19 protein-coding genes are annotated in these 24829 nt (G+C 68.0%); 4 read left to right on the top strand and 15 right to left on the bottom strand.

Translation table 11 applies throughout. The annotated features are described in order from the left end of the window. The first annotated feature begins 33 nt into the window (after positions 1–33). Positions 34–1764: an alpha/beta fold hydrolase gene (locus tag AB0J62_RS11555; protein ID WP_363867623.1), complete on the top strand. Its 1731-nt coding sequence runs from the start codon at positions 34–36 to the stop codon at positions 1762–1764. Between the two features lie 390 nt (positions 1765–2154). On the opposite strand, the gene AB0J62_RS11550 is transcribed toward AB0J62_RS11555, so the two are convergent. From AB0J62_RS11550 to AB0J62_RS11525, 6 genes are all read right to left on the bottom strand, one after another. Next, a complete protein-coding gene (locus tag AB0J62_RS11550; RefSeq protein ID WP_363867620.1) occupies positions 2155–4665 on the bottom strand; it encodes a tetratricopeptide repeat protein in 2511 nt (836 codons plus the stop codon). Positions 4666–4787: 122 nt separating this feature from the next. Then, positions 4788–5231 (bottom strand): hypothetical protein, encoded by a 444-nt coding sequence (locus AB0J62_RS11545; RefSeq protein ID WP_363867617.1) that lies wholly within the window; start codon positions 5229–5231, stop codon positions 4788–4790. Continuing rightward, positions 5232–5978, bottom strand: a complete 747-nt coding sequence (gene dapB, locus AB0J62_RS11540) for a 4-hydroxy-tetrahydrodipicolinate reductase (RefSeq protein ID WP_363867614.1) — start codon at positions 5976–5978, stop codon at positions 5232–5234. Between the two features lie 54 nt (positions 5979–6032). Continuing rightward, a complete protein-coding gene (locus tag AB0J62_RS11535) occupies positions 6033–7850 on the bottom strand; it encodes a hypothetical protein (protein ID WP_363867611.1) in 1818 nt (605 codons plus the stop codon). Positions 7851–7868: 18 nt separating this feature from the next. Next, positions 7869–8882, bottom strand: a complete 1014-nt coding sequence (locus AB0J62_RS11530; protein WP_363867608.1) for a dipeptide ABC transporter ATP-binding protein — start codon at positions 8880–8882, stop codon at positions 7869–7871. Then, positions 8882–9880, bottom strand: a complete 999-nt coding sequence (locus tag AB0J62_RS11525; RefSeq protein WP_363867605.1) for an ABC transporter ATP-binding protein — start codon at positions 9878–9880, stop codon at positions 8882–8884. Before AB0J62_RS11525 ends, AB0J62_RS11530 begins: the two co-directional genes overlap by 1 nt. A gap of 122 nt (positions 9881–10002) precedes the next feature. On the opposite strand from AB0J62_RS11525, the gene AB0J62_RS11520 reads away from it, so the two are divergent. After that, positions 10003–11184 (top strand): transposase, encoded by a 1182-nt coding sequence (locus AB0J62_RS11520; RefSeq protein ID WP_363867602.1) that lies wholly within the window; start codon positions 10003–10005, stop codon positions 11182–11184. 35 nt (positions 11185–11219) lie between these two features. Here AB0J62_RS11520 and AB0J62_RS11515 read toward each other — a convergent pair whose 3' ends face one another. From AB0J62_RS11515 to AB0J62_RS11495, 5 genes are all read right to left on the bottom strand, one after another. After that, entirely contained in the window at positions 11220–12125 is a 906-nt protein-coding gene (locus AB0J62_RS11515) for an ABC transporter permease (protein WP_363867599.1), read from the bottom strand. After that, the gene (locus AB0J62_RS11510) at positions 12118–13044 is read right to left on the bottom strand and encodes an ABC transporter permease (RefSeq protein ID WP_130446612.1); all 927 of its coding nucleotides are present in this window, start codon (positions 13042–13044) and stop codon (positions 12118–12120) included. The genes AB0J62_RS11515 and AB0J62_RS11510 overlap by 8 nt, the downstream gene beginning before the upstream one ends. A 10-nt stretch (positions 13045–13054) precedes the next feature. Next, positions 13055–14668 (bottom strand): ABC transporter substrate-binding protein, encoded by a 1614-nt coding sequence (locus tag AB0J62_RS11505; RefSeq protein WP_363867595.1) that lies wholly within the window; start codon positions 14666–14668, stop codon positions 13055–13057. Between the two features lie 299 nt (positions 14669–14967). Then, entirely contained in the window at positions 14968–16650 is a 1683-nt protein-coding gene (locus AB0J62_RS11500) for an ABC transporter ATP-binding protein (protein WP_363867592.1), read from the bottom strand. Between the two features lie 147 nt (positions 16651–16797). Then, positions 16798–17415, bottom strand: a complete 618-nt coding sequence (locus tag AB0J62_RS11495) for a helix-turn-helix domain-containing protein (RefSeq protein ID WP_363867589.1) — start codon at positions 17413–17415, stop codon at positions 16798–16800. A 77-nt stretch (positions 17416–17492) separates the two neighbouring features. Between AB0J62_RS11495 and AB0J62_RS11490 the strand changes: the two genes are divergently transcribed. Next, a complete protein-coding gene (locus AB0J62_RS11490; protein ID WP_363867586.1) occupies positions 17493–18125 on the top strand; it encodes a hypothetical protein in 633 nt (210 codons plus the stop codon). Then, positions 18122–19303, top strand: a complete 1182-nt coding sequence (locus AB0J62_RS11485; protein ID WP_363867583.1) for a cytochrome P450 — start codon at positions 18122–18124, stop codon at positions 19301–19303. The genes AB0J62_RS11490 and AB0J62_RS11485 overlap by 4 nt, the downstream gene beginning before the upstream one ends. On the opposite strand, the gene AB0J62_RS11480 is transcribed toward AB0J62_RS11485, so the two are convergent. From AB0J62_RS11480 to rpsO, 4 genes are all read right to left on the bottom strand, one after another. Continuing rightward, positions 19242–20600, bottom strand: coding sequence for an FAD-binding oxidoreductase (locus AB0J62_RS11480; protein WP_363867580.1), 1359 nt, complete (start codon positions 20598–20600; stop codon positions 19242–19244). The two genes, AB0J62_RS11485 and AB0J62_RS11480, sit on opposite strands and share 62 nt — an antisense overlap. A 51-nt stretch (positions 20601–20651) precedes the next feature. Further along, the gene (locus AB0J62_RS11475; RefSeq protein WP_363867577.1) at positions 20652–21965 is read right to left on the bottom strand and encodes a pitrilysin family protein; all 1314 of its coding nucleotides are present in this window, start codon (positions 21963–21965) and stop codon (positions 20652–20654) included. Beyond that, the gene (locus AB0J62_RS11470) at positions 21962–24187 is read right to left on the bottom strand and encodes a polyribonucleotide nucleotidyltransferase (protein WP_363867574.1); all 2226 of its coding nucleotides are present in this window, start codon (positions 24185–24187) and stop codon (positions 21962–21964) included. The genes AB0J62_RS11475 and AB0J62_RS11470 overlap by 4 nt, the downstream gene beginning before the upstream one ends. Before the next feature lie 285 nt (positions 24188–24472). Continuing rightward, positions 24473–24745, bottom strand: coding sequence for a 30S ribosomal protein S15 (gene rpsO / locus AB0J62_RS11465; protein WP_134098392.1), 273 nt, complete (start codon positions 24743–24745; stop codon positions 24473–24475). Between the last annotated feature and the right edge of the window lie 84 nt (positions 24746–24829).

Below are 24829 nucleotides of genomic sequence, written 5' to 3'. Positions count from 1 at the left end.
CCGATCACGTAACGCCATCCGCTGGAGTGCTGCATGAAGTACCTGACCCTGGCCGTCGGCCTGGGCATTTCCGCTGCTGCCGTTCTCGTCGTACCGGGGTCCGGGGCCACCGCTTCGATGCAGACGGCGACCGTCGTCGACAAGCCGCATCGGGTGGCGAACAAGTACCTCGAGCAGAGACCCGACTGGATCCAGTGCGGCGAAGCCGAGTTCCGCACGTACTGCGCGAAGATCACCGTGCCGCGCGACTGGGCCAACCAGTACTCCGGGAACGACCTCCAGATCGCGGTCAGCAAGGTCGCGCCCGCCAAGGGCAAGCCGAGCCGCGTGGTGTTCGGCAACCCGGGCGGACCGGGCGGCGCCGGCCTCGGCATGGCGCCGTACCTCGCGAGCCAGGCGCCGCTGGCCAAGGACCATCTCACCGTCGGCTTCGACCCGCGAGGCACCGGCGGCAGCACCAACGTCAGCTGCGACGGCAGCCCCGGGTACACGATGGACCCCCGCGACCGGGACCCCGCGAACCAGGCCCTGATCTCCGAGGCCTCGGCCATGGTCAAGCCGTACTGCGACCGCCAGTCCCGCGGGCTCCTCCCCTACATCACCACCGCGCAGACCGTGCAGGACATGGACCTGATCCGGCAACTGCTCGGCTTCGACAAGATCGACTATGTCGGGTACTCCGGCGGCACCTGGCTCGGGGCGTACTACCAGACCTATTTCCCCGACCACGTCGGCCGCTTCGTGCTCGACTCGAACACGGACTTCACCAAGACCTGGTTCGACACGTTCGTCAGCCAGCCGCAGGCGTTCGAGCGCCGGTTCCGCGAGGACTTCGCGCCGTGGGCCGCGAAGTACGACGACCAGCTGCACCTCGGTTCGTCACCCGCTGGAGTCATCCGGACCTACGAACGCTTGCGGCGGGCGCTCAAGGAGCGGCCCGCGGTCGAGGAGTTCCTGGACGCGGCGGTTCAGGTGAGGTACGACCAGAACGCGTTGGACATGATGGTGTCCAACGATATGTATACAAAGCTCGACTTCTATTCTCTCGCGGTCGATATGGCATTTATCCGCGACCTTTCCGCGGCCCAGGCAAAAGGTGGCCCGCAGGCCGCGCAGCGCCAGGTCGACGGCTTGTCACTGGCCCGCCAGCAGCAGCTCGTGCAGCGGGCGAACCGTGCACCGGTCGGGCTGCGCACGTTCGGGACGTTCGGCACGTTCGGCATGGTCGACTCCGAGGATGCGACCTTCAACGCGATCACCTGTAACGACACCGCATGGCCGCAAGGCCCGGAGACCGGCGCACAGCTGGCCGCGCGCCTCGGTCCGCACTTCCCGCTGATCGGCTGGACGATGACCGAGAACCCGTGCTTCTACTGGAACCGCCCGAACCTCACCATGCCGACGCCGACCGGCAACGGCTTGCCCACAACGCTGATGGTGCAGTCGGTGCACGACCCGGCCACCAGTTACGGTCTCGCCGTCTCGGCCCATAGCAGGTACGCCGGTTCGCGATTGCTGACCGTCACGAACGAAGGCGACCACGGTGTGTACGGCGGCGTGAACCGTTGCGCGGACAGGATCGTCAACACGTTCCTGACCACGGGGAAGGCGCCGGCCAAGGACGTCAGCTGCGCCGGCGAAGGCATCCCGGCACCGGACAAGCTGATGCCCGGCCTCGACGAAGCCGGCACCGGCTACAGCAAGGAAACTCCGTTACGAAGGATCGCCGGATTCACAAAAGCTGTCTCCGGCTATCTGCACTGACGATCATTCGACCGGGCGCTCGAAGACGGCCGGAATTCGCCTACTCACGGGCAGATTCCGATCACCACCGGCGAATTCCGGCCGCTGCTTTCGTTGTCAGGACATATTTGTCAGGGCGATGTCAGGGTTACGTCCCTGTGCGACAGAGCGTGATAACGGCAACCTTGAGTCAGCGCGGAGGAACCGGTCGTCGACTGGGAGGGCTCGATGACGGGTGACCATCGCGGACGTGGCTTCGGCCGGCTGTGAGGTGGGGGGACTGCCTGGGGGGTCAGACAGAAGGCACAGCCGGCCGGGTCACGAAACGCGCGCCCGCGCCTCCAGATCCCTCGCGGGGTACCGTCGATCCCCCAGGTCGTGGTGCCTCGCGAGGCATGTTCAGGTCAGGGTTCAGGTCAGGGTCGGTGAGTCGGCCGCGGCGCCGCCGGGGGGCGGGTAGCCGTCGGCCACCGCGGCCAGCGGAACGGCCCGGCCGGCCGACCAGGCGGCCCGGAAGGCCCGCCGTTCCAGCGCCGCTTCGACCGCGGCTCGCGTGGCCTCGTAGTCAGCCTTCTCGATCACCGGCACGGGCGCGCGGATGACCTCCCGCACCCCGTCAGCGGCACCGAGCAGGAACGCGGCGTACTCGCTCCGCTCGCGCTGTTGCGCGACCGCCGCGAGTTCCTCGAGCACACTGGCCGACCGCCACCGATCGCCCAGGTCGCGATGCTCGGCGAGGCTCTCGTCCAGCAGGTGTACGGCGCGCTCGGTGTAGCCGCGACGCCGCTCGATGATGCCGAGCTGGTTCAGCGACCAGGCCACGCCCTCGCGGTACCCGAGCCGCTGCGACAGCGCGAGACTCTCCTGCAACAGATCCTCCGCCTCGACCAGCTCACCGCCGTACTGCGCGATCGCGCCGAGGCTGATCAGCGACCAGGCCAGCCCCTCGCCGTCGCCGACGATCCGGAAGGCGTCGCGGGCTCGCCGGCACCGGCGCCCGCCGATGTCCAGGTCGCCGCGCAGCCAGGCCACGAAGCCGAGGTGGTTGTGCGCCCAGGCCATCCCGGCGCGGTCGCCGATACTCTCGTACAGGTCGTAGCTCTCGCAGTGCAGATCCTCCGCGGCGCCGTAGTCCCCGCGTTCGCGAGCAACTCCACCGAGACGCTGCAGCACCAGCGCAGTACCGGCGGCGTCGTTCAGCTCCTTGTACTGACGCAGGGCGGTCTGCAGGCGGTCGGTCGCGGCGTCGTACTCGCACTGGAGGAAGGCCAGCGTCCCAGCGCCGAGATTTGCCTTCGCGCAGGCCGGGGCCAGCTCAGCCATGAGGTCAGCCGGCAACGAGTCTCCGAGCGCCAACGCTCGCTCCAGCCAGCGGGCGCCCTCGGCGTAGTGGCCGTGCATCGAGCAGAACAGCCACAGCCCGGCGGACAACCGCAGTGCGGGAGCGGGCGAGCTCGTCCGCAGTGCCCACGCCATCGCGGCCCGCAGGTTGTCCAGCTCGTTCTCCAGCCGGTCGAGCCATTCCTCCTGCGCGGGACCGCGCAGATGTCCTTCAGCCTCTTCGGCCAGGCTGATGTAGAACTGGGCGTGCCGCTCGGCTGCCTCATCCGTCCGGCCCGCGGCCATGAGCCGGTCGGCCGCGAACTCCCGGATCACCGCGAGCATGTAGTACCGCGTGACGCCACGCCGCCGGGTGACTCGGATCAAGGACTTGTCGACCAGCCGTCCGGTGAGGTCGAGCGCTTCGGCTCGCTCCAAGGGACCGGGATGCGCCTGCCCGGACATGACCGTCGCGGCCGCGTTCAGCGTCCACCCGCCGACGAAGACCGACAGCTGCGCGAACACGTCCCGCTCGGCCGGAGTGAGAAGGGCATAGCTCCACTCGATCGCGCCGTGCATCGACTGCTGGCGTGGAGACGCGGTCCGCGAACCGCCGGCCAGGATGCCGAACGATGTTTCGAGTTCGGAAGCCAGCTCCTCGATCGTCATCACGTTCGTCCGCGCGGCGGCCAGCTCGATCGCCAGCGGCATGCCCTCGAGTCGCCGTACGACGCGGGCGATCTGGTCGAGCTGGCCGGTCGTGTCGTAGCCGCGCGCGGTCGCCCGCTCGACGAAGAGCCGGACGGCCTGCGAGGTCTCCAGCTGGTCCTCGTCATGCGGCAGCGACAGCGCCGGTACGACGTACACGCTCTCGCCGGGGAGTCGTAGGAGCTCGCGGCTCGACGCGAGGATAGACAGGTTCGGGCAGTACTCCAGCAGCGCAGCGCTGATCTGGCCGACTGTCGCCACCACGTGCGAGCAGTTGTCGAAGACCAGCAGCATGGCGCTCCGGCCGATCTGCTCGGCGATCTCCTCGACCAGTCGCGTGCTCTCCAGCGGGTGCAGGCCGGCGGACGCGGCGACCGCCGGTACGACGCCGGCCGGGTCGGTGAGCGCGGCGAGCTGCACCCAGCAGACGCCGTCCTGGAAACTGTCGGCGACCTCGTTCGCCAGGGCCAGCGTCAGTCTCGTCTTGCCGACGCCGCCAGGCCCCGTCAACGTAAGCAAACGCGTGATTCGCTGCCCCAGCAGGCGACTCGTCGCTGTCAGCTCGGTCGTGCGCCCGATCAGTTCGTTCGCCGGCGCCGGCGGCTGCCGCATCGGCGTGCGAGTGGTGTCCGCCTCTTTGCGGGCGGCCGCGGTGAGCCGGGACCGGTCGGGATCGCCGAGTCGCAGCGCGTCAGCGAGCAGGCGCAACGTGTGCGCCCGCGGCGCCCGCCGCCGGCCACGCTCCAACGCCGCGATCGCGTCGACGCTCAGTCCGGCTCGTTCGGCCAGCGCCTCCTGCGACAGCCCGGCTTCACGCCGGTGCCGACGCAACAGGCCACCGAATCCGGCCCCCTGCACGTCGTCCGAGCCGCGGCGAGACCCTTCTGATGGCACAGGACGGCCCCACCCAGTCTCCGACCTTTACGTGGCGGCTGCCACGTACCTTCACGAAGGTATCCCGTTCAGCCCCGCGTTGTCAGTGTTCTCGGGTCCTTCACCCTGAACTCCCAAGTAACTCACGAGGTCCTGTCGTGCTGGGAGATCGCGGCCCGCATGGTCGCGCGGGCCCGCTTCCGGTCCCCCGCCGCGTCGTACGCCGTCGACAACCGGAACCAGACGCGCCAGTCGTCGGGGGCTGCTTCCGCCTCGGCCTTGTACTTCCCGAACGCCTCGTCCGCGGCCGCCCGATCGATCCGCCCGGACGGCCGGCGCGGCAGATCGTCGACCGGTAAACCACCCGACGCCTCCAGCTCGCGCGCCAGTACTTCGGTCTGCCGGCCGAACTGCAGCTCCCGCCACACCAGATACGCACCGAGCACCGGGATGACGAGAACGGCGATCCCCAGCACGATCGCGACCGGATCACCGGTCCCGATCAGCAGCACACCGCGCCAGCCAAGCAGGACCGCGTACGCGACGAAAACGACCGCGAGCACGATCGCCGTCCGCTTGGCGCTCATCTACGACAGATCCATGAAGTGTTCGAGGCCGACGGTCAGGCCGGGGGTGCTGCCGATGCGGCGTACGCCGAGGAGGACGCCGGCCATGAACGACGTACGGGCCATCGAGTCGTGGCGGATCGTCAGGGTCTCCCCCTCGTCGCCGAGCAGGACCTCCTGGTGCGCGATCAGGCCGCGGAGCCGGACGCCGTGCACCCGGATCCCGTCGACGTCCGCGCCGCGGGCACCGTCGAGGGCGGTCGTGGTCGCGTCCGGGATCGGCTTGGACCCCGCCTCACGACGCGCCTCCGCGATGAGCTCCGCCGTACGGCGTGCCGTGCCGGACGGGGCGTCGACCTTGTCGGGGTGGTGCAGCTCGACGATCTCGACCGATTCGTAGTACGGCGCTGCCTTCGCGGCGAACTGCATCATCAGCACAGCGCCGATCGAGAAGTTCGGCGCGATCAGTACGCCGGTGGACGGGCTGGCGGCGAGCTGCGAACGCAGCGTGGCCAGCCGCTCCTCGTCGAATCCGGTGGTCCCGACGACCGCGTTGATGCCGTGCTCGATGCACCAGGCGAGGTTGTCCATCACGACCTCGGGCCGGGTGAAGTCGACGACCACCTCGGCGCCGGCCTTGGTCAGCTCCTCGAGCTCGTCGCCCTGGTCGAGCCGCGCGACCAGCTCACAGTCGGCGGCCTCCTCGACCGCGAGGCACGTCTGAGCGCCCATCCTGCCTTTGGCCCCCAGCACACCGACCTTGATCATGCGTACCCTTCCTGTCCGGCTGTGCGACTCCGTGGATTTGTGGGCAACAGGATCTCATCCTCGGGACCGGGCGCCCCGCTCGGCCTTGGGCACCCAGACCTGCAGCCCCATCGTCTGCTGGGCCGGGGCAAGCTGCTGGTAGTCGGCCTGGAAGTCGAGCCCGCACGACTGCAGCGCGGTGATCTCCGAATCCGAGATCTGCCGGTTCAGAAGGATCAGCGGAGCCCGCTCGGGGTGGCCCTTCCGGCAGACCTCCTCGATGCCTGCCGCGGTCCGGGCCCGCTCAGCCGGCGCGATCCACGCCTCGCCGAGGGGCTTGCCGCCGAGGATCAGCACCAGGCCGGCCATCTTGTCGAACGCCAGCATCGGCCGGCCGCCGGGCTCGGTGTAGGGCCGCAGTGCGTCGGCCAGCTTGCTGTAGTTCTCCGCGGCGGCCGGCGAAAGGTACAGCCCCTTCAAGGCGGGCAGCTTCGACGGCGCGGTCAGCTGGGAGTGCCCGGCCGAACGGTACGGATACCGGAACAATCCGGTGTAGGCGATCGAGGCGGTCGCGACCAGCGATCCCACCAGGACGAGTCCGAGCGTCACGCGCGCCACGATCGGAGTGGCCCAGATCCCGGTCAGTACTGCGATCATCACCGCGGCCCAGGCGGCGAACGCATTGAACCCGATCGTGTACAGCGCGGTGTTCGTCCCGAACGCCTGCACCAGCGGCAGCAGCACGAGGACACCGAGGATCACCCACGTGCGCGCGTTCTCCCGGCTCAGCCGCGAGCATTCCGTCAGGCCGAACCGGTGAGCGATGACGGCACCGGCGGCGGCGACCACGGCGACGAGTACGGCGGCCAGCAGCGTCACGGCGTACGTCGCGGTGTGCCGCGATCCGCCGATGGCGGCGCCGTCGACGACAACTCGTCGTGCGGACAGGATCAAGGCGAGCATAGCGAGGACCGCGGCGGCGATCCGGAGCCAGCGCCAGCGGGCGATCACGGTGAGTGCGGTCGCGAGCAGCAGAAGACCGTGATCGCGGAGGGTCCGGCCGAGCAGTCTGATGCCGCTGGACCAGTAGAACTGCAGCAGCTCGGTCGGCGAGTACGACGTACCCGCGATGAACTTGTTGACGGTCAGGATGCCCGGCACCGCGACGTCGAGCCGGACCACGAACAGCTGGACGACGAGCGCCACCACCGCGACCCCACCCAGGGCGAGACCGATGCCTCGGGCAACGGACCACCACCCCTGACCGGCCAGCACGACCACCGCGGCGATCACGATCAGCCCGATCACCACGACCGAGGTCCACTTCGCCAGCACCATCAGGCCGATCACCAGGCCGGCCACGCCCGGCATCCAGACCGGCACCGGATTACCGCGGTCGACCGCCGTCGCCATCCACAGCACACAGGACACCAACGTCAGCGCGCCGAGCAGGACGACGTCGTTGTACCCGGGCGATTGCGGCAGCCAGGCGTAACACATCCCACCCGCGGCCAGGATGATCGCCATCCCGGCCGGCTCCCACAGCTTCGTCGCCGGCATCCCCGGCCGCCGGCCGCGGAGCCAGCGCATGAAGCTGTACCCGAAGAGCAGATGGACGACGATCACCGTGAACAGCCGGAACAGCCGCAGCCGCTCGATGTCGTACCCGAACCATTCGAAGATCGGGCCGTACAGGTACTGCACCCCGGTCAGCGCCAGCGGATTGCTGTCCCACCACCGGTACGACAGCAGGTAGTAGCCCTCGTCGGTGATGTCGAAGCCCTCGTTGGCGGCCCGGCCCGCGGTCAGGATCCACCACGCCGCCAGCCCGCCGGCGACCACGATCACCCCTACGAGCAGCGCCGTTCGCCTGCTCGCCGAGGAAACACCCACGGCCGCCACCCTAGGCCATCACTCAACAGCTATTGCTCCCGCCGCGGAGTAGGCGCTCTGTGCGTCCTCGGCGAAATGGCACGAAACGGTCTGCCCGGACGCGATCTCCCGCAGCTCGGGTACGTCGGTACTGCACCTGGCCTCGGCCCGCAGGCAGCGGGTGTGGAACCGGCATCCGGACGGAGGCATCACCGGCGACGGCGGGTCACCGGCCAGTACGATCCGCTCGCGGCCCTTGCGGGCCAGCCCGGGCTCCGCGGACAGCAGCGCCTGCGTGTACGGGTGCGCGGGTACGTCGTACACCTGCTGGTGCTCGCCCAGCTCCGCGACCTTGCCGAGGTACATCACCGCGACCCGGTCGGAGACGTGGCGGACCACGGACAGGTCGTGGGCGACGAAGATGATGCTGAGACCGAGCTCACGCTGCAGCCGCATCAACAGGTTCACCACCTGCGCCTGGACCGACAGGTCGAGCGCCGACACCGGCTCGTCACACAGCAGCACGTCGGGGTTGAGCGCGATCGCGCGCGCGATCCCGATCCGCTGCCGCTGGCCGCCGGAGAACTGGTGCGGGAACTTCGTCTCGTCCTCCGGCCGCAGACCGACCAGCTCGAGCAGCTCGCGGACCCGCGCGCGGATGTCGATGCCCTTGCCGACGTCCGGGTGTACCTCGAACGGCTCGCAGACGATCTCGCCGACGCGCATCCGCGGGTTCAGGCTCGAGTACGGGTCCTGGAACACCACCTGGACGTTGCGCCGCCAGCGCCGCAACTCGCGGCCCTTGAGCTTGCTGACGTCCACGCCGTTGTACTCGATCTGCCCCGCCGTCGGCTTCTCCAGGGCGGCGAGCAGCCGGACCAGCGTGGACTTCCCGCAGCCGGACTCGCCGACGATGCCGAGCGACTCGCCCTTACGGAGCGTCAGGTCGACGCCGTCGACCGCGCGGACCAGGGTCTTGGCGCCGAAGTTCAGCGCCGGGCTGATGTCGTAGTGCTTCACGACATTAGTAGCCACCAGCAACTCGTCGGGCATTACACCGCCTCCTTCTCGGCGAGCGTCGTACGGCGGATGCAGGCTGCGTCGCGTCCTGGCCCGACCGTGAGCAGCGGCGGCACCTCGGCGGCGCAGTCGTCGATCGCGATCGGGCACCGGGTCCGGAACGCACATCCGGACGGGATCGCCCGCAACGACGGCGGCGTACCGGGGATCGTCGGCAGCTCCTGGCCCTTGAGGTCGGCCGACGGCATCGAGCCCAGAAGCCCTTCGGTATAAGGGTGAACGGGATACTCCAGCGCCTCTGCCGTGGCGGCGCGCTCGACGACATGCCCGGCGTACATCACGACGACGTTGTCCGCGACGTCCGCGACCACGCCGAGGTCGTGCGTGATCAGTACGACGCCCATCTGCCGCTCGGCCTGCAGCTCTGCGATCAGCTCGAGGATCTGCGCCTGCACGGTGACGTCGAGCGCGGTGGTCGGCTCGTCGGCGATCAGTACGTCGGGATCGAGCGCGAGGGCCATCGCCAGCATCACGCGCTGGCGCATACCGCCGGAGAACTCGTGCGGGTAGTCGTTCACCCGCTTGGCCGCGGCCGGGATCCGTACCTGGTCGAGCATCTCCGCGGCTTTTTTGAGCGCATCCCGCTTGGACAGCCCGCGGTGCACGCGATAGCACTCGGCGATCTGGGTCCCGACCGATTGGACCGGGTTCAGCGCGGACAGGGAGTCCTGGAACACCATCGTGATCCGGTCCCCGACGATCCGCCGCCGTTCCTTGGTCGTCATCTGGATCAGGTCGGCGCCGCGGTACTCGGCGGTACCTTTCAGGATCCGGCCGGGAGGCATCTCGAGGATGCCGGTCAGAGCCTGGGTCGAGACGCTCTTGCCGGACCCGGACTCTCCGAGGATCGCCAGCGTCTCGCCCGCACGCACCTGCCACGACACGCCGTCCACGGCCCGCACCGGACCGCGTGGTGTGTCGAACTCGACGGTCAGGTCGTCGACCTTGAGCAGTACTTCGCCAGTAGTCATCGGCCTGGTCGCAGCGGGACCACGCCATTCAGGGCAAGGAAAAACCGCCGCTCCCTCCCTTCTGGGATCGGGGCAAAAATGTCGGCGCATGCTGATTGGGTATTGGCGTGTCCCGGTTCCGGATGTACCCGACCCCGGCGCAGAACGCTGGGTTGCTCGAGCAATGCGCGCATGCCCGGTACGTGTGGAACTTGGCGTTGGAACAATGGTCGATGTGGACGCGCGACAGGCCGCCGACACCTGGGTACGTCGATCAGGCGCGGCAACTGACCGAAGCACGAGCTGCGTTCTGCTGGCTGCGGGCCGGATCGCAGACCGTGCAACAGCAAGCGCTGCGCGACTTCGACCAAGCCACAAAGAACTTCTACTCCGGTACCCACCGGCGACCCACCTGGCGCAAAGCAAGCCTGTGCAAAGGTTTCCGCATCGTCGGCCTTCAAGCGTCCCGCGTTGTCAAACTCAACAGGAAATGGGCCGCCGTCAACGTCCCGAAGGTCGGATGGGTGCGCTTCAGGCTGTCTCGGGCCGTACCTGACGCCAAGTCCTACCGCATCAGATGCGATCGGGGAGGTCGCTGCCACATCGCGTTCGCCGTCATCCCGCAGCCGATCCCCGCACCAGGCACGGGCGAGGTGATCGGCGTCGACCGCGGCGTTGCCGTCTCGGCCGCCCTGTCCAGCGGTGAGCTCCTGATCTGTCCTGGACTGTCTGAACGCGAGCTCGAACGGTTGAAGCAACTGCAACGCCGCCTTGCCCGATGCCGCCACGGATCCCAGCGGTCTCGGCAGGTGAAAGCCGCGATCGCCAGACTGCATGCTCGGGCTCGCGACCGTCGCAGGGACTGGGTGGAGAAGACCACCACCGACCTGGCTCGACGCTTCGATCTCATCCGCGTCGAAGACTTGCGGATCACCCAGATGACCAAGCGACCACAACCCAGACATGATCCCGAACGACCGGGTACCTTCGTGCCGAACGGTCGCCGCGCCAAAGCCGGGCTCAACCGAGGAATCCTCTCCAACGGCTGGGGGCTTCTGGTACGTCGTTTGCAACACAAGGCCGCCGGCCGCATCGAGCAAGTCAACCCTGCGTACACATCGCAGACCTGCAGCGTCTGCAGGCATTGCGCGCCGGAGAACCGTGAGAGCCAAGCGGTCTTCCGATGCGTAGCCTGCGGACATCGGGCCAACGCGGACGTGAACGCGGCCGTCAACATCGCGGCCGGACGGGCCGTCAGCGCACGCCGAGAGACGCCCGTACGGGTCTCGCCGAAGCGTGAACCTCAACGCGCTACCTCCGCGTAGTAGTTGGAATCCCTGTCTTCGAGCCGGGGAGGACGTCAACGCAGCAACTTCGGGTCGAGGGCGTCCCGGATCGAGTCGCCGATGATCATGAACGAGATCGTCATCGTGGAGATGAACAACGCCGGCCAGATGAACAGGTGCGGCGTGTCGCGGTACGACGCGGCCACGCCGAACTGCGAACCCCACGAGATCGACGGGGGCTGCAGACCGACGCCGAGGAAGGTCAGCGCGGCCTCCAGTCCGACCATGCCGCCGATGCCGAGCGTAGTCATCGCCAGCAGCGGCGCCATCGCGTTCGGGAACACGTGTTTGCGCAGGATCCGGATCGGCGGCACACCGATCGACCGGGCCGCCAGCACGTACTCGCGGTTGCGGACCGAGAACACCGTCGCGCGCATCAGCCGCATGCCGCCCGGCCAGCCGATCAGGAAAATGACGCCGACGATGATCCAGATGCTCCGGTTCTGCACGGAGTTCAGGATCACGATCAGCACCACGATGCCGGGGATCGAGAACAGTACGTCGGCCGTCCGCGAGATCAGGCCGTCGACGAAACCGGGGAAGTATCCGGCCAGCAGACCGAGCGAACCGGCCAGGATGAACACGCCGAAGCTCGCGCAGATGCTGACCAGCACCGACGGACGGGCGCCGTAGATGACGTTGGCGAAATAGTCGCAGCCCTGGATGTCGAAGCCGAACGGATGCCCCGGGCCGCGGCCCTGCCGGCTCTTGGCGAGCTCGCAGAACCGCGGATCGGCGGACGTGAACAGCTTCGGCACCGCCGCCATCGTGAAGAACGCCAGCAGCAGCAGGCTGCACAGCACGAACTGCGGCTTGCGCAGCAGCGCCCACAGCAACTCGCGGTTGGACAGGGTGCGGCCGTCGCCGAGCTCCTGCGCCTCGGCGCCGACGGCCGCGGTGATCTGTTGGACGTCAGACATTGCGCACCCTCGGATCCACGACGCCGTACAGCACGTCGACCAGCAGGTTGATCACGATGAACGAGATGAAGGCGAGGGTCGACAGCAGCACCACGACCCCGCCCTCCTTCAGCTTGATCGCCTGGAACATGAACTGGCCGAGCCCTGGCAGGTTGAAGATGCTCTCGGTGATGATCGCGCCGCCGAACATGCCGGCCAGGTCGAGCCCGATGAACGTGATCACCGGGAGCAGCGCGTTCGGCAGGATGTGCCGCCACAGCACCCGCTGCTCCCCCAGCCCCTTGGCCCGCGCGGTCTTCACGAAGTCCGCGTTGACCGTCTCAACGATCGACGTTCGCAGCAGCCGGGCCAGCCCGGCGAACCCGAGCACGCCGATCACCAGTGCGGGCAGCAGGTACGACCTCGGGAAGCCTTCGAGCACACCCGACACCGGGAACCACTTCAGCTCGACCCCGAACAGGTACTGCGCGGCGAAGTACGCCACCAGCCCGGGGACCGCCAGCAGCACCAATGTTGTCAGCAGCAACGACCGGTCCACCCAGCCGTTGCGCTTGAAACCTGCGTAGATGCCGAAGAACAGCCCGAGCGTCCACTGGAACGCGTTCGCCAGCAGTGTCAGCTTGAGCGTCACCGGGATCCGCAGCCGGAGCTGATCGGCGATGTCGGCCCCGGCGAACGTCGTACCGAAATGCCCGGTGAGGATGTCCTTCATGCTCAGCAGGTACTGGACGATGAAGGGATCGTCGAGGTGGAACTGGGCCCGTTTGGCCGCCAGCACGGCCGCCGGGATCGGCTTGTCGCCGGCCAGTTCCCGCAGGGGGTCTCCGGGCATCGCGAAGACGAGCGCGTAGACCCCCAGCGTGACGACCAGTCCGATCGGGATCGCCGCAAGCACACGGCGAAGGACGAAACGAATCACTTGGCGGCGCTCACTTGAAGGTGGCCCAGAGCGCCGAGACACCGACGTACTTCGACACGCGCGGCTCGATCTTGGCCGAGTGCAGGTACGCGTTCGACTTGGTGTACAGCGGGATCAGCGGCATGTCCTCGAGCGCGATGTCCTCGGCCTGCTGGTACAGCTTGATCGCCTTGTCCTGGTCCGGCTCGGCGTCGCCCTTGGCCAGGACGGCGTCCAGCGCCGGGTTGCTGTAGCCGGCGAAGTTCGCGTCACCGTTGGACTTGAACATCGGCGTCAGGTAGTCCTCGATCGACGGGTAGTCGTGACCCCAGCCGCCGAACCGCAGACCGTCCAGCTTGCGGCTGTCGGCCAGCTCGGTGATCTCCGAACCCTGCTTGCCGGTGTACTTCACCTGCAGGCCGAGGTTCTGCCGGAGCATGTTGCCGATCGCCTCGGCGAAGATCTGCCCGGTCGCGGAGGTGGTGCTGTAGCTGATGTTGACCACACCGGAGAAGCCGCCGGCCGCAGCCAGGTCCGCCTTCGCCTTGGTCGCGTCGAAGTCGCAGTACTTGCACGCGTCGGGGCGGTAGCCGTTGATGTCCGGCGCGATCAGACCCTTGGCCGGGTCGGACAGGCCGACGAGATCGGCGAAGGCCTTGCGGTCGATCGCCTCCGAGAACGCGTGCCGCAGCTTCGGGTTCTTGTACCGCGGGTCCCAGGCCGGGAACACCAGGTAGTTCGCGCCGGAGCTGACGCTGGTCACCCACTGGTCGGGCGCATCGGTCTTGAAGCTCTTCACCTTGGTCGACGGCACGTCGGTGAAGTCGACGTTGCCGGCCAGGAACTCGTTGTACGCCGTGTCCGCGTTCGGGATGAACCGGTACGTGATCGAGTCGGCCTCCGGCGCGGCCGAAGCCTTGTAGCCGTCCCACTTGGCCAGCTTGATGTCGTCACCGGCGTTCCAGTCGGCGGCCAGCTTGTACGGGCCGTTGCCGATCGGCTTGCGCTTGTAGGCGTCCGGGTTCTTCCGGACCTCCTCCGGCAGCGGGGCCAGACCGAGGTACTGCAGGGTCAGGCCGAACTGCGAGAACGGCACCTTCAGCTTCACCGTGAAGGTCAGGTTGTCGACCTGCTTCAGGCCGCTCAGCGTCTTCACCGCGGTCGGCTTCGGCGTCGCGCCGTCGGCCGTCGGCGGGTTCAGCGCGTCGTACCCGTCGACCTTGGAGAAGAACCCGTTGTTCTTCCACGCGTTAGAGCCCTCGGCGGTCATGTTCCAGCTGTCGACGTAGTCCTTCGCGGTGACCGGCTGGCCGTTCTGGAAGGTGTTGCCGGGCTTCAGCTTGATGGTCCAGGTCTGGCTGGTCTTGTCCGGCGTGACCGAGTCGGCCATCACGTTCTGCAGCTTGCCGGTGTTCGGGTCCGTGGTGACCAGCGGGGCGAACATCGCCATCGCGATCTGGATCCCCGGACTGCCGTTCTCGTTCAGCGGGTTGATGTACTCCAGCGGGTCGGCGGCGATCGCGATCACCTCGCTCTTCGCGCCTCCGCTGCCGGAGCCTCCATCGCTGCTCTTGCCGTCCCCACATGAGGCGAGCACCAGCGCTAAGCCGAGTGCCGCCCCCACTACCCCAGACAGACGTCGCACGGTCAAACCAACTTCCTCGGCGGGAGGGCCGCTAGGCGGGCGGATCAAGCGTCATGGTGGCTGGTCGAAACTGCGCATGTCAACGTTGTCAGGCACAAAGCGGCGGCGCGTAACGTAGGCGTTACTTTGCCAAGACCTCAGATGACCAGCCGTTCCTTGCGGAGCGAGCCCTCACTTAATCAGATCAGTCCCTCAGAGTCATCAGATGACAGGAGAGATCACAGCAATTCGGCCATGTGCTCACAAATGCGCAGTACCCCACTGCACCGAGTATTCGAACGCCTGCACGCAGTGGTCGCTCACTCCCGCTGTGCCGCGAACAACCGAGCGAACCGCCCGGTTTGCCGAGCCATCAGTTCGGGGTAGGTTCCTTCCTGCACCACCGTGCCGCCGTCGATGACGTAGATGCGATCCATCTCACGAAGCGTCCACGCGCGGTGCGAGACCACGATCGTGATGCGTTCTTCCTTGGTACGCCGGAGCTCCGCGAAGATCTCGCGCTCCGCTTCCGCGTCGATCGCCGACGTCGGTTCGTCGAGGATCCAGACACCGGCGTTCCGCAGCCGGATCCGCGCCAGCGCAAGTCGTTGCCATTGGCCACCAGAGATCCCCGAGCCGCCCCACTGCTGACCCAGTTGCGTGTCGAGGGCAAGGCCCGCCGCAAAGGTGCCGGCCAAGGCGGTTCGCACGGCTTGATCGCTCACCGGTTCCGGAGACCCGAGCCCCACAGCATCGCGGAGGGTGAACTCGAACCGACCGAATTCCTGGACCAGCAGACCGAAGTACCCCAGCCGGTCCGCCTCGCTCAGGTTCGCCGCATCCTTGCCGTCGATCAGCACCTGACCGCAGGCCGGGCTCAGGCTGCCGACGAGCAGGTTGATCGCGGTCGACTTCCCCGCGCCGTTCACGCCGACCAGGGCGACGAGCTCGCCGCGGCGCGCCTCGATGCAGACATCGCGGAGCACGGGCACGTCGCCGTACCTGAAGCTGACATGCTCGAGGGCGACCGACTCGACCTGCGGTACGACGAGCTGTCGCGCGGCAGGCGGCACGCTGCGGACGAAACGCCTGTAGATCATGGCTTGTGGGGCGGCGGTAACGATGCTTCCGAACGCGTACCCGCACTGACGGATCGCGTTGAGACCGGTGATCGTGCCGGCGACGGCCGCCGCGGCCGCTCCCCCGTTCGCACCACCGCTGACCAGCGCGACCAGTGCGCCGCCGAAGAGCATGACGGTGACCACCGCGGCCGCCAGCTCGAAATTCATCGCGGTCCTGATCATCCGATCGAGGACAAGCGTCGCGCGCGTCCGGCTGTCGGCGATCAGGTCGGCGACCTTCCACCCGGACCCGAGTACTGCGAGCTCCGTGCCCGAGCGCTGCTGGATCAGCTGTTCGGTCGCGTACGCAGCGGCACGCTCGTACTCGCCGACGCGCGGCCACCACGTCGCCTCCATCCGCGAGATCAACGTGAACGCGAGCACGGTCGGCACCAACGCGGCGAGCACCAGAAGTCCGGAGAGCACGTTGATCGAGGCGATCGTGATGCACAACAGCACCGACGTCACGGCCGCGCTCACCACCTGCACCGGCTTGCCCGCGACGTCGCTCATCGGATTGGTCGCAGCCTGGCCAGCCTCCAGATCCCTGACGACCTCAGGCTCAGCCAGCCGGCTCGGACTCAGCCGCGCCGCGACGCGCGCAAGCTCGACGCGATAGTCGAGTCTCAGACGCAACATCATTCGCTGTCCGGTGCCGTTCGAAACCTGGGTCAGCGGATACATCGCCCCAACCACGACGGTCAGCCCCAGCAGCGGCCCCCAGCTCCCGCCGCCGTCGACCAGCGCGCGGATCAGCACGACCTGAGCACCCGGCAGCACAGCCAGGACCAGTTGCAACATCGAGTACGTCGTCAGCCAGCCGGGAGCGACCCGGACGGCATCGAGCAATGAATCGCGGGCAGTACGGAACGCATCCAGCACAGGGATCCTCTTTCACGCAGACAGGCCGGAGCCGCGCCGGGTGTTCGGCGCCGCTCACCTCAGCCGTCAAATGCGTGTCATCCCTGAATCGGGCCCCGCCCGTTCAGATGGGATCCAGTGGCAGATCACGTGGTGACGTGAAGGACCTTAGCGGGGTGGGAGGAGTTGTGTCACCAGGGCGTCGGCGGTCCAGTGTTCCCAGCGGGTGGGTGACCAGCCGCGGTGCGCGGTGAGGAACTGGTACATCTCCGGGCTCTGCAGGGCGAGGGCGATGTCGGTGGCCATTGCGGTGTCCAGGCCGTCGCGTAACGGTGTCTTCGTGGCGAGGGCTGTGATGAAGCGCTCCATCACTACAGCACGCTGGGCGTTGTTGGTCATCCACAGCTCGTGGATCTCGGGGTCGCCCGGTGCCGCATGCGCGACGACCTGGAGAACCGGCGCGACCCGCTCATAGATCTCGCGGGCGATCCCGGCCAGCTCCCGCAACTGCGCCACCGGATCGGGATTGTCGATGGCGGCCAGCACCCGGGGCCGCTCGAGCGTTGGCACCGGCTCGTCGTCGCCGGCGATCGCGACGTCGAGCAGCTCGCTGAGCAGTGCGCGCTTGGTGCGGAAGGTGAAGTACAGCGTCTGCACGGCCATGCCGGCCTCGTCGGCGATCGCCTGCATCGACGTCGCGGAGTACCCACGGCTGGTGAACAGGGCCTGCGCTGCCGCCCGCATCCGCTGCCGGTTGGCCTGCGCCTTCTCCGCTCTCACGCTCATGCCGCCAGGTTACCAGTTGACTAGAGTGCCGCACTAGTGATTCGCTAGAGCAATACTCTAGTGAAATCGGAGCAGCGATGACCGAGACCCTTCCGGCGCCGACCGGCCTGCGTCGGCAACTCCGCACCACCGCACGACTGACCGCGTTCATCGGCGGGCCGGTGTTCTGGCTCGGGACGCTGCTGCACCCGGCCCGCGACGGCTGGAGCATCGCGAGCGTCGGCGAGCGCTACGGGCTGACGCACGACATCCAGGCGGCCGGCCTGGCGCTGCAGATCGTCTGCCTGGCCAGCATGATTGCGCTGGGCAACCAAATCGCCCGCCGGCGCGATCTCGGCGCCTGGTACGCCGCGTTGGTCGGCACGCTGCTCTGGTTCGCGCTGATCATCTTCGACGGCTCGCACAACCCGGTCCGGGCGGAGTACGCGCCGAGCATGGTGCACGAACCCGCCGATCTCGACACGCCCGCGGCGCTGATCGTCTTCCCGGCGTTGCTGGTCTTCCCGCTGAGCTATCTCTGGCTGGGCTGGACCCTCCGGAACCGGCTACGGCTGGTCGGCGTACTGCTGGGTGCCGGCGCTCTCGCCTACACGATCGGCGGTCTGTTCATCTTCACCGCGGGTCCGAAGTTCGGCCTGATCCAGATCTTCGAGGTTGCCGGCGCGACCGTGTACGCCGTCGGCTACATCCTCCTCGGGCGACGAGCATGAACCTCATCGAGTCCCTGCTGTCCCCGGCCGGCCGGGCCGATCCGTTCCCCTTGTACGCCGAGGCGCATCGTCTCGGTCCGGTGCTGCCGATCGCCGACACGGCCTTCGTTATCGTCGGCTACGCGGCGGTCAACGAAGTACTGCGGAATCCCGGCTTCGGGATCCGGACCGATCCGTCGAGCCAACCGGCGCTGGAGTTGATGCAGCGATCGATCCTGCGGGCGAACCCTCCGGATCACGGGCGGATGCGGTCGCTGATCTCGCAGGTCTTCACGCCCCGGCGCGTCGCGGCTCTGCAGCCGGTGATCGAGACCGCGGTCGATGACCTGCTCGGCGGTCTACCGGCGGAGGTGGACTTCATGGACCGGTTCGCATTCCAGTTGCCGGTCACGGTTATCTGCGAGCTGCTCGGCGTACCGGCCTCCGAGCGGGATCGCTTCCGCCCGCTCGCATCCGACCTGACCGCGGCGCTGGAGCTCACCGACTCGTCGGACGAGGCTGCGGACGCGGCGGCGCGTGAGCTGGGCGCGTACTTCGTCCAGCTCATCCGCGATCCCGCACCCGACAGCCTGGTCAGCGCGCTGGTCGCTGCACGGGACGCGGACGACGGACGGCTGTCCGACGAGGAGCTGCTCGCCAACCTGATCCTGCTACTCGTCGCAGGCTTCGAAACCACCACTGATCTGCTCGGCAACGGTCTCGCGATCCTGCTCGGCCAGCCGGAAGTCGGCTCAGATCCCGCGGCCTTCGTCGAGGAGGTGCTGCGCTACGACTCCCCCGTGCAGGTCACGACCCGCGTCGCCCGCGCGGACGGACTGTCGGCCGGCGGCATCGCGATGCCCGCGGGCAGCGACCTCATCCTCCTGCTCGGCGCCGCGAACCGTGATCCGGCACGCTTCCCGCAGCCCGATCGCTTCGATCCGGCGCGCGCCGACAACAAACCGCTGAGCTTCGGCGCCGGCGCGCACATCTGCCTGGGCAACAGCCTGGCTCGCCTGGAAGCCAAGGTGGCCTTCGCTCGCCTGCGCGACCGCTTCCCGACGATCTCGTCGGCCGGACCAGCCACCCGCCGCGACCGGCTTGTCCTCCGCGGCTATCGAACGCTGCCGGTCCGGCTCAGTTCGGCGGGATGTTCTGGTTCAGGTGGAACAGGTTCCCGGGGTCGTACTTCTGCTTGAGCGCTTGCAGCCGGTCGTACGTCGCCGCACCGTACGCCGCCCGGATCCGGTCGCTGCCCTCGTCGGTCAGGAAGTTGACGTACACGCCGGCCTGATGAGGTTCCAGCGCCCGGGAGGACTCGCGGACCCATTCGCGCTGCGCGTCGAACCCGTCCGGACCGAGGGTCGCCCCAACGAAGTTGAACGCGTGCCCGTGCGAGCGACCGCCGTACGCCGTACTGTCCGGGTCCATCCGGGCGATGGCGCCGCCGAGGTGGAAGATCGGGAACAGCGAGTACGGCGAATCGATCGCCAGCCCTCGCTCGACGGCGATATCGATCACGTCGTCGGTCAGCTCGTCGACATCGCACGCGCGGGTGTAGTACCAGCGCCCGTGCGGGAAGGTCGGGTCGAGCATCGACTGCAGGCTGAGGAATGGCCGCGCCGTGCAGAGATCCAGCATGGGCGGCGCGAATGCCTTCAGCGGCGCAACGACCCGCTCACCGTCCTCGACAGAACCGGAGTAGCTCACTACCACGACCACCGCCGGCCGGGCGTGCAGCTCGGACGGGATCGTCGGCAGCGAAGGCAGACACCGGTGCACCACCGCAGTGGTCAGCTCGTCCGGCACGTCAGCGATCCAGTCGCGATAGAAACGCAGGATCTCCGGAGACTGGTCCATCGGCCAGGCGATGATTCCGGCGTACACCGTCGGGCCGACCGGATGCAGCTGGAACTCGAACTCGGTGACGACGCCGAAGTTCCCGCCGCCACCGCGGATTCCCCAGAACAGCTCGGCGTTGGTGTCCGCGCTCGCCGACAAGAGCTCCCCCTCGGCCGTGACGACGTCGACCGAGAGCAGGTTGTCGATCGTCAGCCCGTACTTGCGCATCAGCCAGCCGATCCCACCGCCGAGCGTCAGCCCGGCGAGTCCCGTATGCGCGACGATCCCGGCCGGCGTCGCCAGTCCGAACTCCTGTGTCTCGCGATCAAGCTCGCCCAGCAGTACGCCGGCCTGCGCGCGAGCGGTACGCCGTACCGGATCGACCCGGATCCCTTTCAGCAGGCTGAGATCCAGCACGATCCCGCCGTCACAGGTCGAGTGCCCCGGGAAGCTGTGCCCGCCACCCCGCACGGCGACCGGCCCGCCGGTACGACGGGCGTACGCGAGCGCACTTCGGATATCGGCGACCCCGGTACAGCGTGCGATCACCCCGGGCCGACGATCGATCGACCCGTTCCACACCTTGCGATACTCGTCGTACGACGGATCGCCGGGATGAATCAGCTCACCCCGGAAGTCCTCGACCGTGCCCATGACCTGCCCCCAAGCCTCCCCCAGGCCAGTTGTCAGTCTGCCACCGGGGAGCTACACGGTGAAGGCGGTGGTGTCCTCGTCGAAGGGGCCCATGACGGTCAGGGCCGGTGTGCCGGCGTAGAGGTCGGCGGCCAGGGCGGTGACGTCGTCGAGGGTCACCGAGTCGATCCGGTGCAGGATGTCGTCGACGGTGGGCAGCTCGCCGTAGACCAGCTCCGCCTTGGCGATGCGGGTCATCTTGGCGCCGGTGTCCTCGAGGCCCATCACGACCGAGCCGCGCATCTGGCCCTTGCCGCGCAGCAGTTCGTCCGGTGTGATGTTGCCGCTGGCAATCGATTCGAGCTCGCCGCGGATCACGTCGAGTACTTCCGGGGCCTTCTTCGGCAGGCAGCCGGCGTACACGCCGACCATGCCGGAGTCGGCGTACGCCGAGCCGAACGTGAACACCGAGTACGCCAGGCCGCGCTTCTCCCGCACTTCCTGGAAGAGCCGCGACGACATCCCGCCGCCGACGATCCCGTGCAGTACGCCGGCGATGTACCGGCGCTCGTCGCTGCGGATCAGGCCGGGCATGCCGAGCACCAGATGTGCCTGCTCGACGTCGCGGTGGTGCACCCGCACACCGCCGTACGTCGGGACGCGTTTGCCGGGACTGCGCCGTACGGCGACCGGCTCGGCCTCGGCGGTGACCCAGTGACGCTCGAACGCCTTGCGGACCAGGCGAACAACCTCGGCGTGGTCGACGTTGCCGGCCACCGAGACGACGATGTTGGACGGCTTGTAGCGCCGCCGGTACCAGCCGACGACCTGCTGACGGGTCAGACCGGCGAGGGTCTCCGGCGTACCGGTGATCGAACGGCCGAGCGGGGACTTGCCCCACAGCTGCTCGGCGAACAGGTCGTGGATGTGGTCCGACGTCTCGTCGGCGTGCATCGCGATCTCTTCGTCGATGACGTCGCGCTCGCTCTCCACGTCCGCGGTGGTCAGCGTGGCGGAGGTGATCATGTCGCAGATGACGTCGACCGCGAGCGGCAGGTCGGAGTCGAGCACCCGCGCGTAGTAGCAGGTGTATTCCTTGCCGGTGAAGGCGTTCATCTCACCGCCGACCGCATCGATCGCGGCGGAGATCTCCAGCGCGTCGCGGCGCTCGGTGCCCTTGAACAGCAGGTGCTCGAGGAAATGTGTGGCGCCGGCCAGCTGGTCCGGTTCGTCCCGGGAGCCGACGCCGACCCAGAGCCCGAACGTCACCGATCGGAAGCCTGGGACGGATTGGGAGAGCACACGAAGCCCGGAGGGCAGGACGGTCCGTTTGACCGGACCGCCCGCCTCCGGGCTCAGCAGTGTGCTGGTGATTGCACGAGTCACTCGGCCGCGGACTCTGCCTTCTTCTCGTCGTCCTTCTTGCCCTCTTCACCCTCGATGACCGGGATCAGCGAGAGCTTGCCGCGGTCGTCGATCTCGGCGATCTCGACCTGCAGCTTCTGGCCGACCGAGAGCACGTCCTCGACGGCCTCGACCCGCTTGCCACCGGCCAGCGGACGCAGCTTGCTGATGTGCAGCAGGCCGTCCTTGCCCGGCAGCAGGCTGATGAACGCACCGAAGTTGGTCGTCTTCACGACCGTGCCGAGGTAGCGCTCGCCCTTCTCCGGCATGGTCGGGTTCGCGATCGCGTTGATCGCGGCCCGGGCCGCCTCGGCCGACGGGCCGTCGGTCGCGCCGATGTACACGGTGCCGTCGTCCTCGATCGAGATGTCGGCGCCGGTGTCCTCGGTGATTTGGTTGATCATCTTGCCCTTCGGGCCGATGACCTCGCCGATCTTGTCGACCGGGACCTTCACCGAGATGACCCGCGGGGCGAACTCGCTCATCTCACCCGGCGCGTCGATGGCCTTGGCCATCACGTCCAGGATCGTCAGGCGGGCGTCCTTGGCCTGGGTCAGCGCACCGGCCAGCACGCTGGCCGGGATGCCGTCCAGCTTGGTGTCCAGCTGCAGGGCGGTGACGAAGTCCTTCGTGCCGGCGACCTTGAAGTCCATGTCGCCGAACGCGTCCTCCGCGCCCAGGATGTCGGTGAGTGCGACGTACTGCGTCTCGCCGTCGATCTCGCCCGAGATCAGGCCCATCGCGATACCGGCGACCGGCGCCTTCAGCGGCACACCGGCCGACAGCAGCGACAGCGTCGAGGCGCAGACCGAACCCATCGAGGTCGAGCCGTTCGAGCCGAGCGCCTCGGACACCTGACGCAGCGCGTACGGGAAGTCCTCGCGCGACGGCAGCACCGGCACCAGGGCCCGCTCGGCCAGCGCGCCGTGACCGATCTCGCGGCGCTTCGGCGAACCCACCCGGCCGGTCTCACCGGTCGAGTACGGCGGGAAGTTGTAGTTGTGCATGTAGCGCTTGCGCGTCTCCGGGGAGAGCGTGTCCAGCTGCTGCTCCATCCGGAGCATGTTCAGCGTGGTGACACCCAGGATCTGGGTCTCGCCGCGCTCGAACAGCGCCGAGCCGTGCACGCGCGGGAGCACCCGCACCTGCGCCTTGAGCGGCCGGATGTCGGTCAGCCCACGGCCGTCGATGCGGACCTTCTCCTTGAGCACGCGCTGCCGGACCAGCTTCTTGGTCAGCGAGCGGAAGGCTGCGGACAGCTCCTTCTCGCGGCCCTCGAAGTCGGCGGCCAGCTTGTCCACCGTGGCGGCCTTGACCGCGTCGGTGGCGTCGTCACGCTCGTGCTTGCCGGCGATGGTCAGCGCCTGGGCGAGCTCCTCGCTCGCGGAGGCCTCGACCGCGGCGAACGCGTCGTCGGCGTAGTCCGGGAAGACCGGGAACTCACCGGTCGGCTTAGCGGCCCGCGCGGCCAGGTCGGCCTGCGCCTCGACCAGGGTCTTGATGAACGCCTTGGAGGCCTCGAGGCCCTCGGCGACGATCTCCTCGGTCGGCGCCTGCACACCGGAGGCGACCTTCTCGAAGGTGCCCGGGGTCGACTCGGCCTCGACCATCATGATCGCGACGTCACCGGAGTCGGTCACGCGACCGGCCACCACCATGTCGAAGACCGCGTCCTCGAGCTCGGTGTGGGTCGGGAACGCCACCCACTGGCCGTCGATCAGCGCGACGCGGACGCCGCCGATCGGGCCGGAGAACGGCAGGCCGGCCAGCTGAGTCGACATCGAGGCCGCGTTGATCGCGAGCACGTCGTACAGCTTGTCCGGGTTCAGCGCCAGGACCGTGATGACGACCTGGATCTCGTTACGCAGGCCGGACACGAACGACGGCCGCAGCGGGCGGTCGATCAGCCGGCAGGTCAGGATCGCCTCTTCGGACGGGCGGCCCTCGCGGCGGAAGAACGAGCCGGGGATGCGGCCCGCGGCGTACATCCGCTCCTCGACGTCCACCGTCAACGGGAAGAAGTCGAACTGGTCCTTGGGCTTCTTGCTGGCCGTGGTGGCCGACAGCACCATCGTGTCGCCGTCGAGGTAGGCAGCCGCGGAGCCCGCGGCCTGCTGGGCCAGACGGCCCGTCTCGAAGCGGATGGTGCGGGTGCCGAAGCTGCCGTTGTCGATGACGGCCTCAGCGAATTCGGCGCCCTCCATGGGCGCACTTGTGGATCCCGACACGGGATACCCCTCTCTCACAGTGTGACGACTGCGAGGCGCGAGCTGCCGGGGTGCCGGTCTTCGATCGAGGCCCGCGGAATCTGTGTTCCGACTGTGTCGGATTCCGAAGGCCACTACCGAGGACCGGTCGTCCTCCCGCTACGCGCTTCGCGTCGCCTCGTACGTCTTGTCTGTATTCAGTTGTGCCGCGACCGGGATCTCACCCGGGCGCGGATACGCCAGGAGCGGCCACCCAGGTTTCGGGGGCCGCTCCTCGCGAGGTCATCGGCGAAGGCCGAGCCGCTCGATCAAGGACCGGTAGCGGTTGATGTCCTTCTTCGCCAGGTAGTTCAGCAGCCGGCGGCGCTGGCCGACGAGCAGCAGCAGGCCACGACGGCTGTGGTGGTCGTGCTTGTGCTCTTTCAGGTGCTCGGTGAGGTGTGCGATGCGGTGCGTCAGCAGCGCGACCTGGACCTCGGGGGACCCGGTGTCACCCTCGGTCAGGGCGTACTCACCCATGATTTGCTTCTTCGTTGCGGCATCAACAGATGACACAGGTTTCCTCTCGATTTCCGTTGCGCGGCGCACCGGGGCATTCTTCACCCGAGCACTCTCTGTCCGCGGCCGTTCAGACGGCAG

The organism is Kribbella sp. NPDC049584, assembly GCF_040675555.1.
Classification (GTDB): domain Bacteria; phylum Actinomycetota; class Actinomycetes; order Propionibacteriales; family Kribbellaceae; genus Kribbella.
Note: the sequence above shows the minus strand (reverse complement) of the source record. Positions and strands in the feature narration are given on the sequence as shown.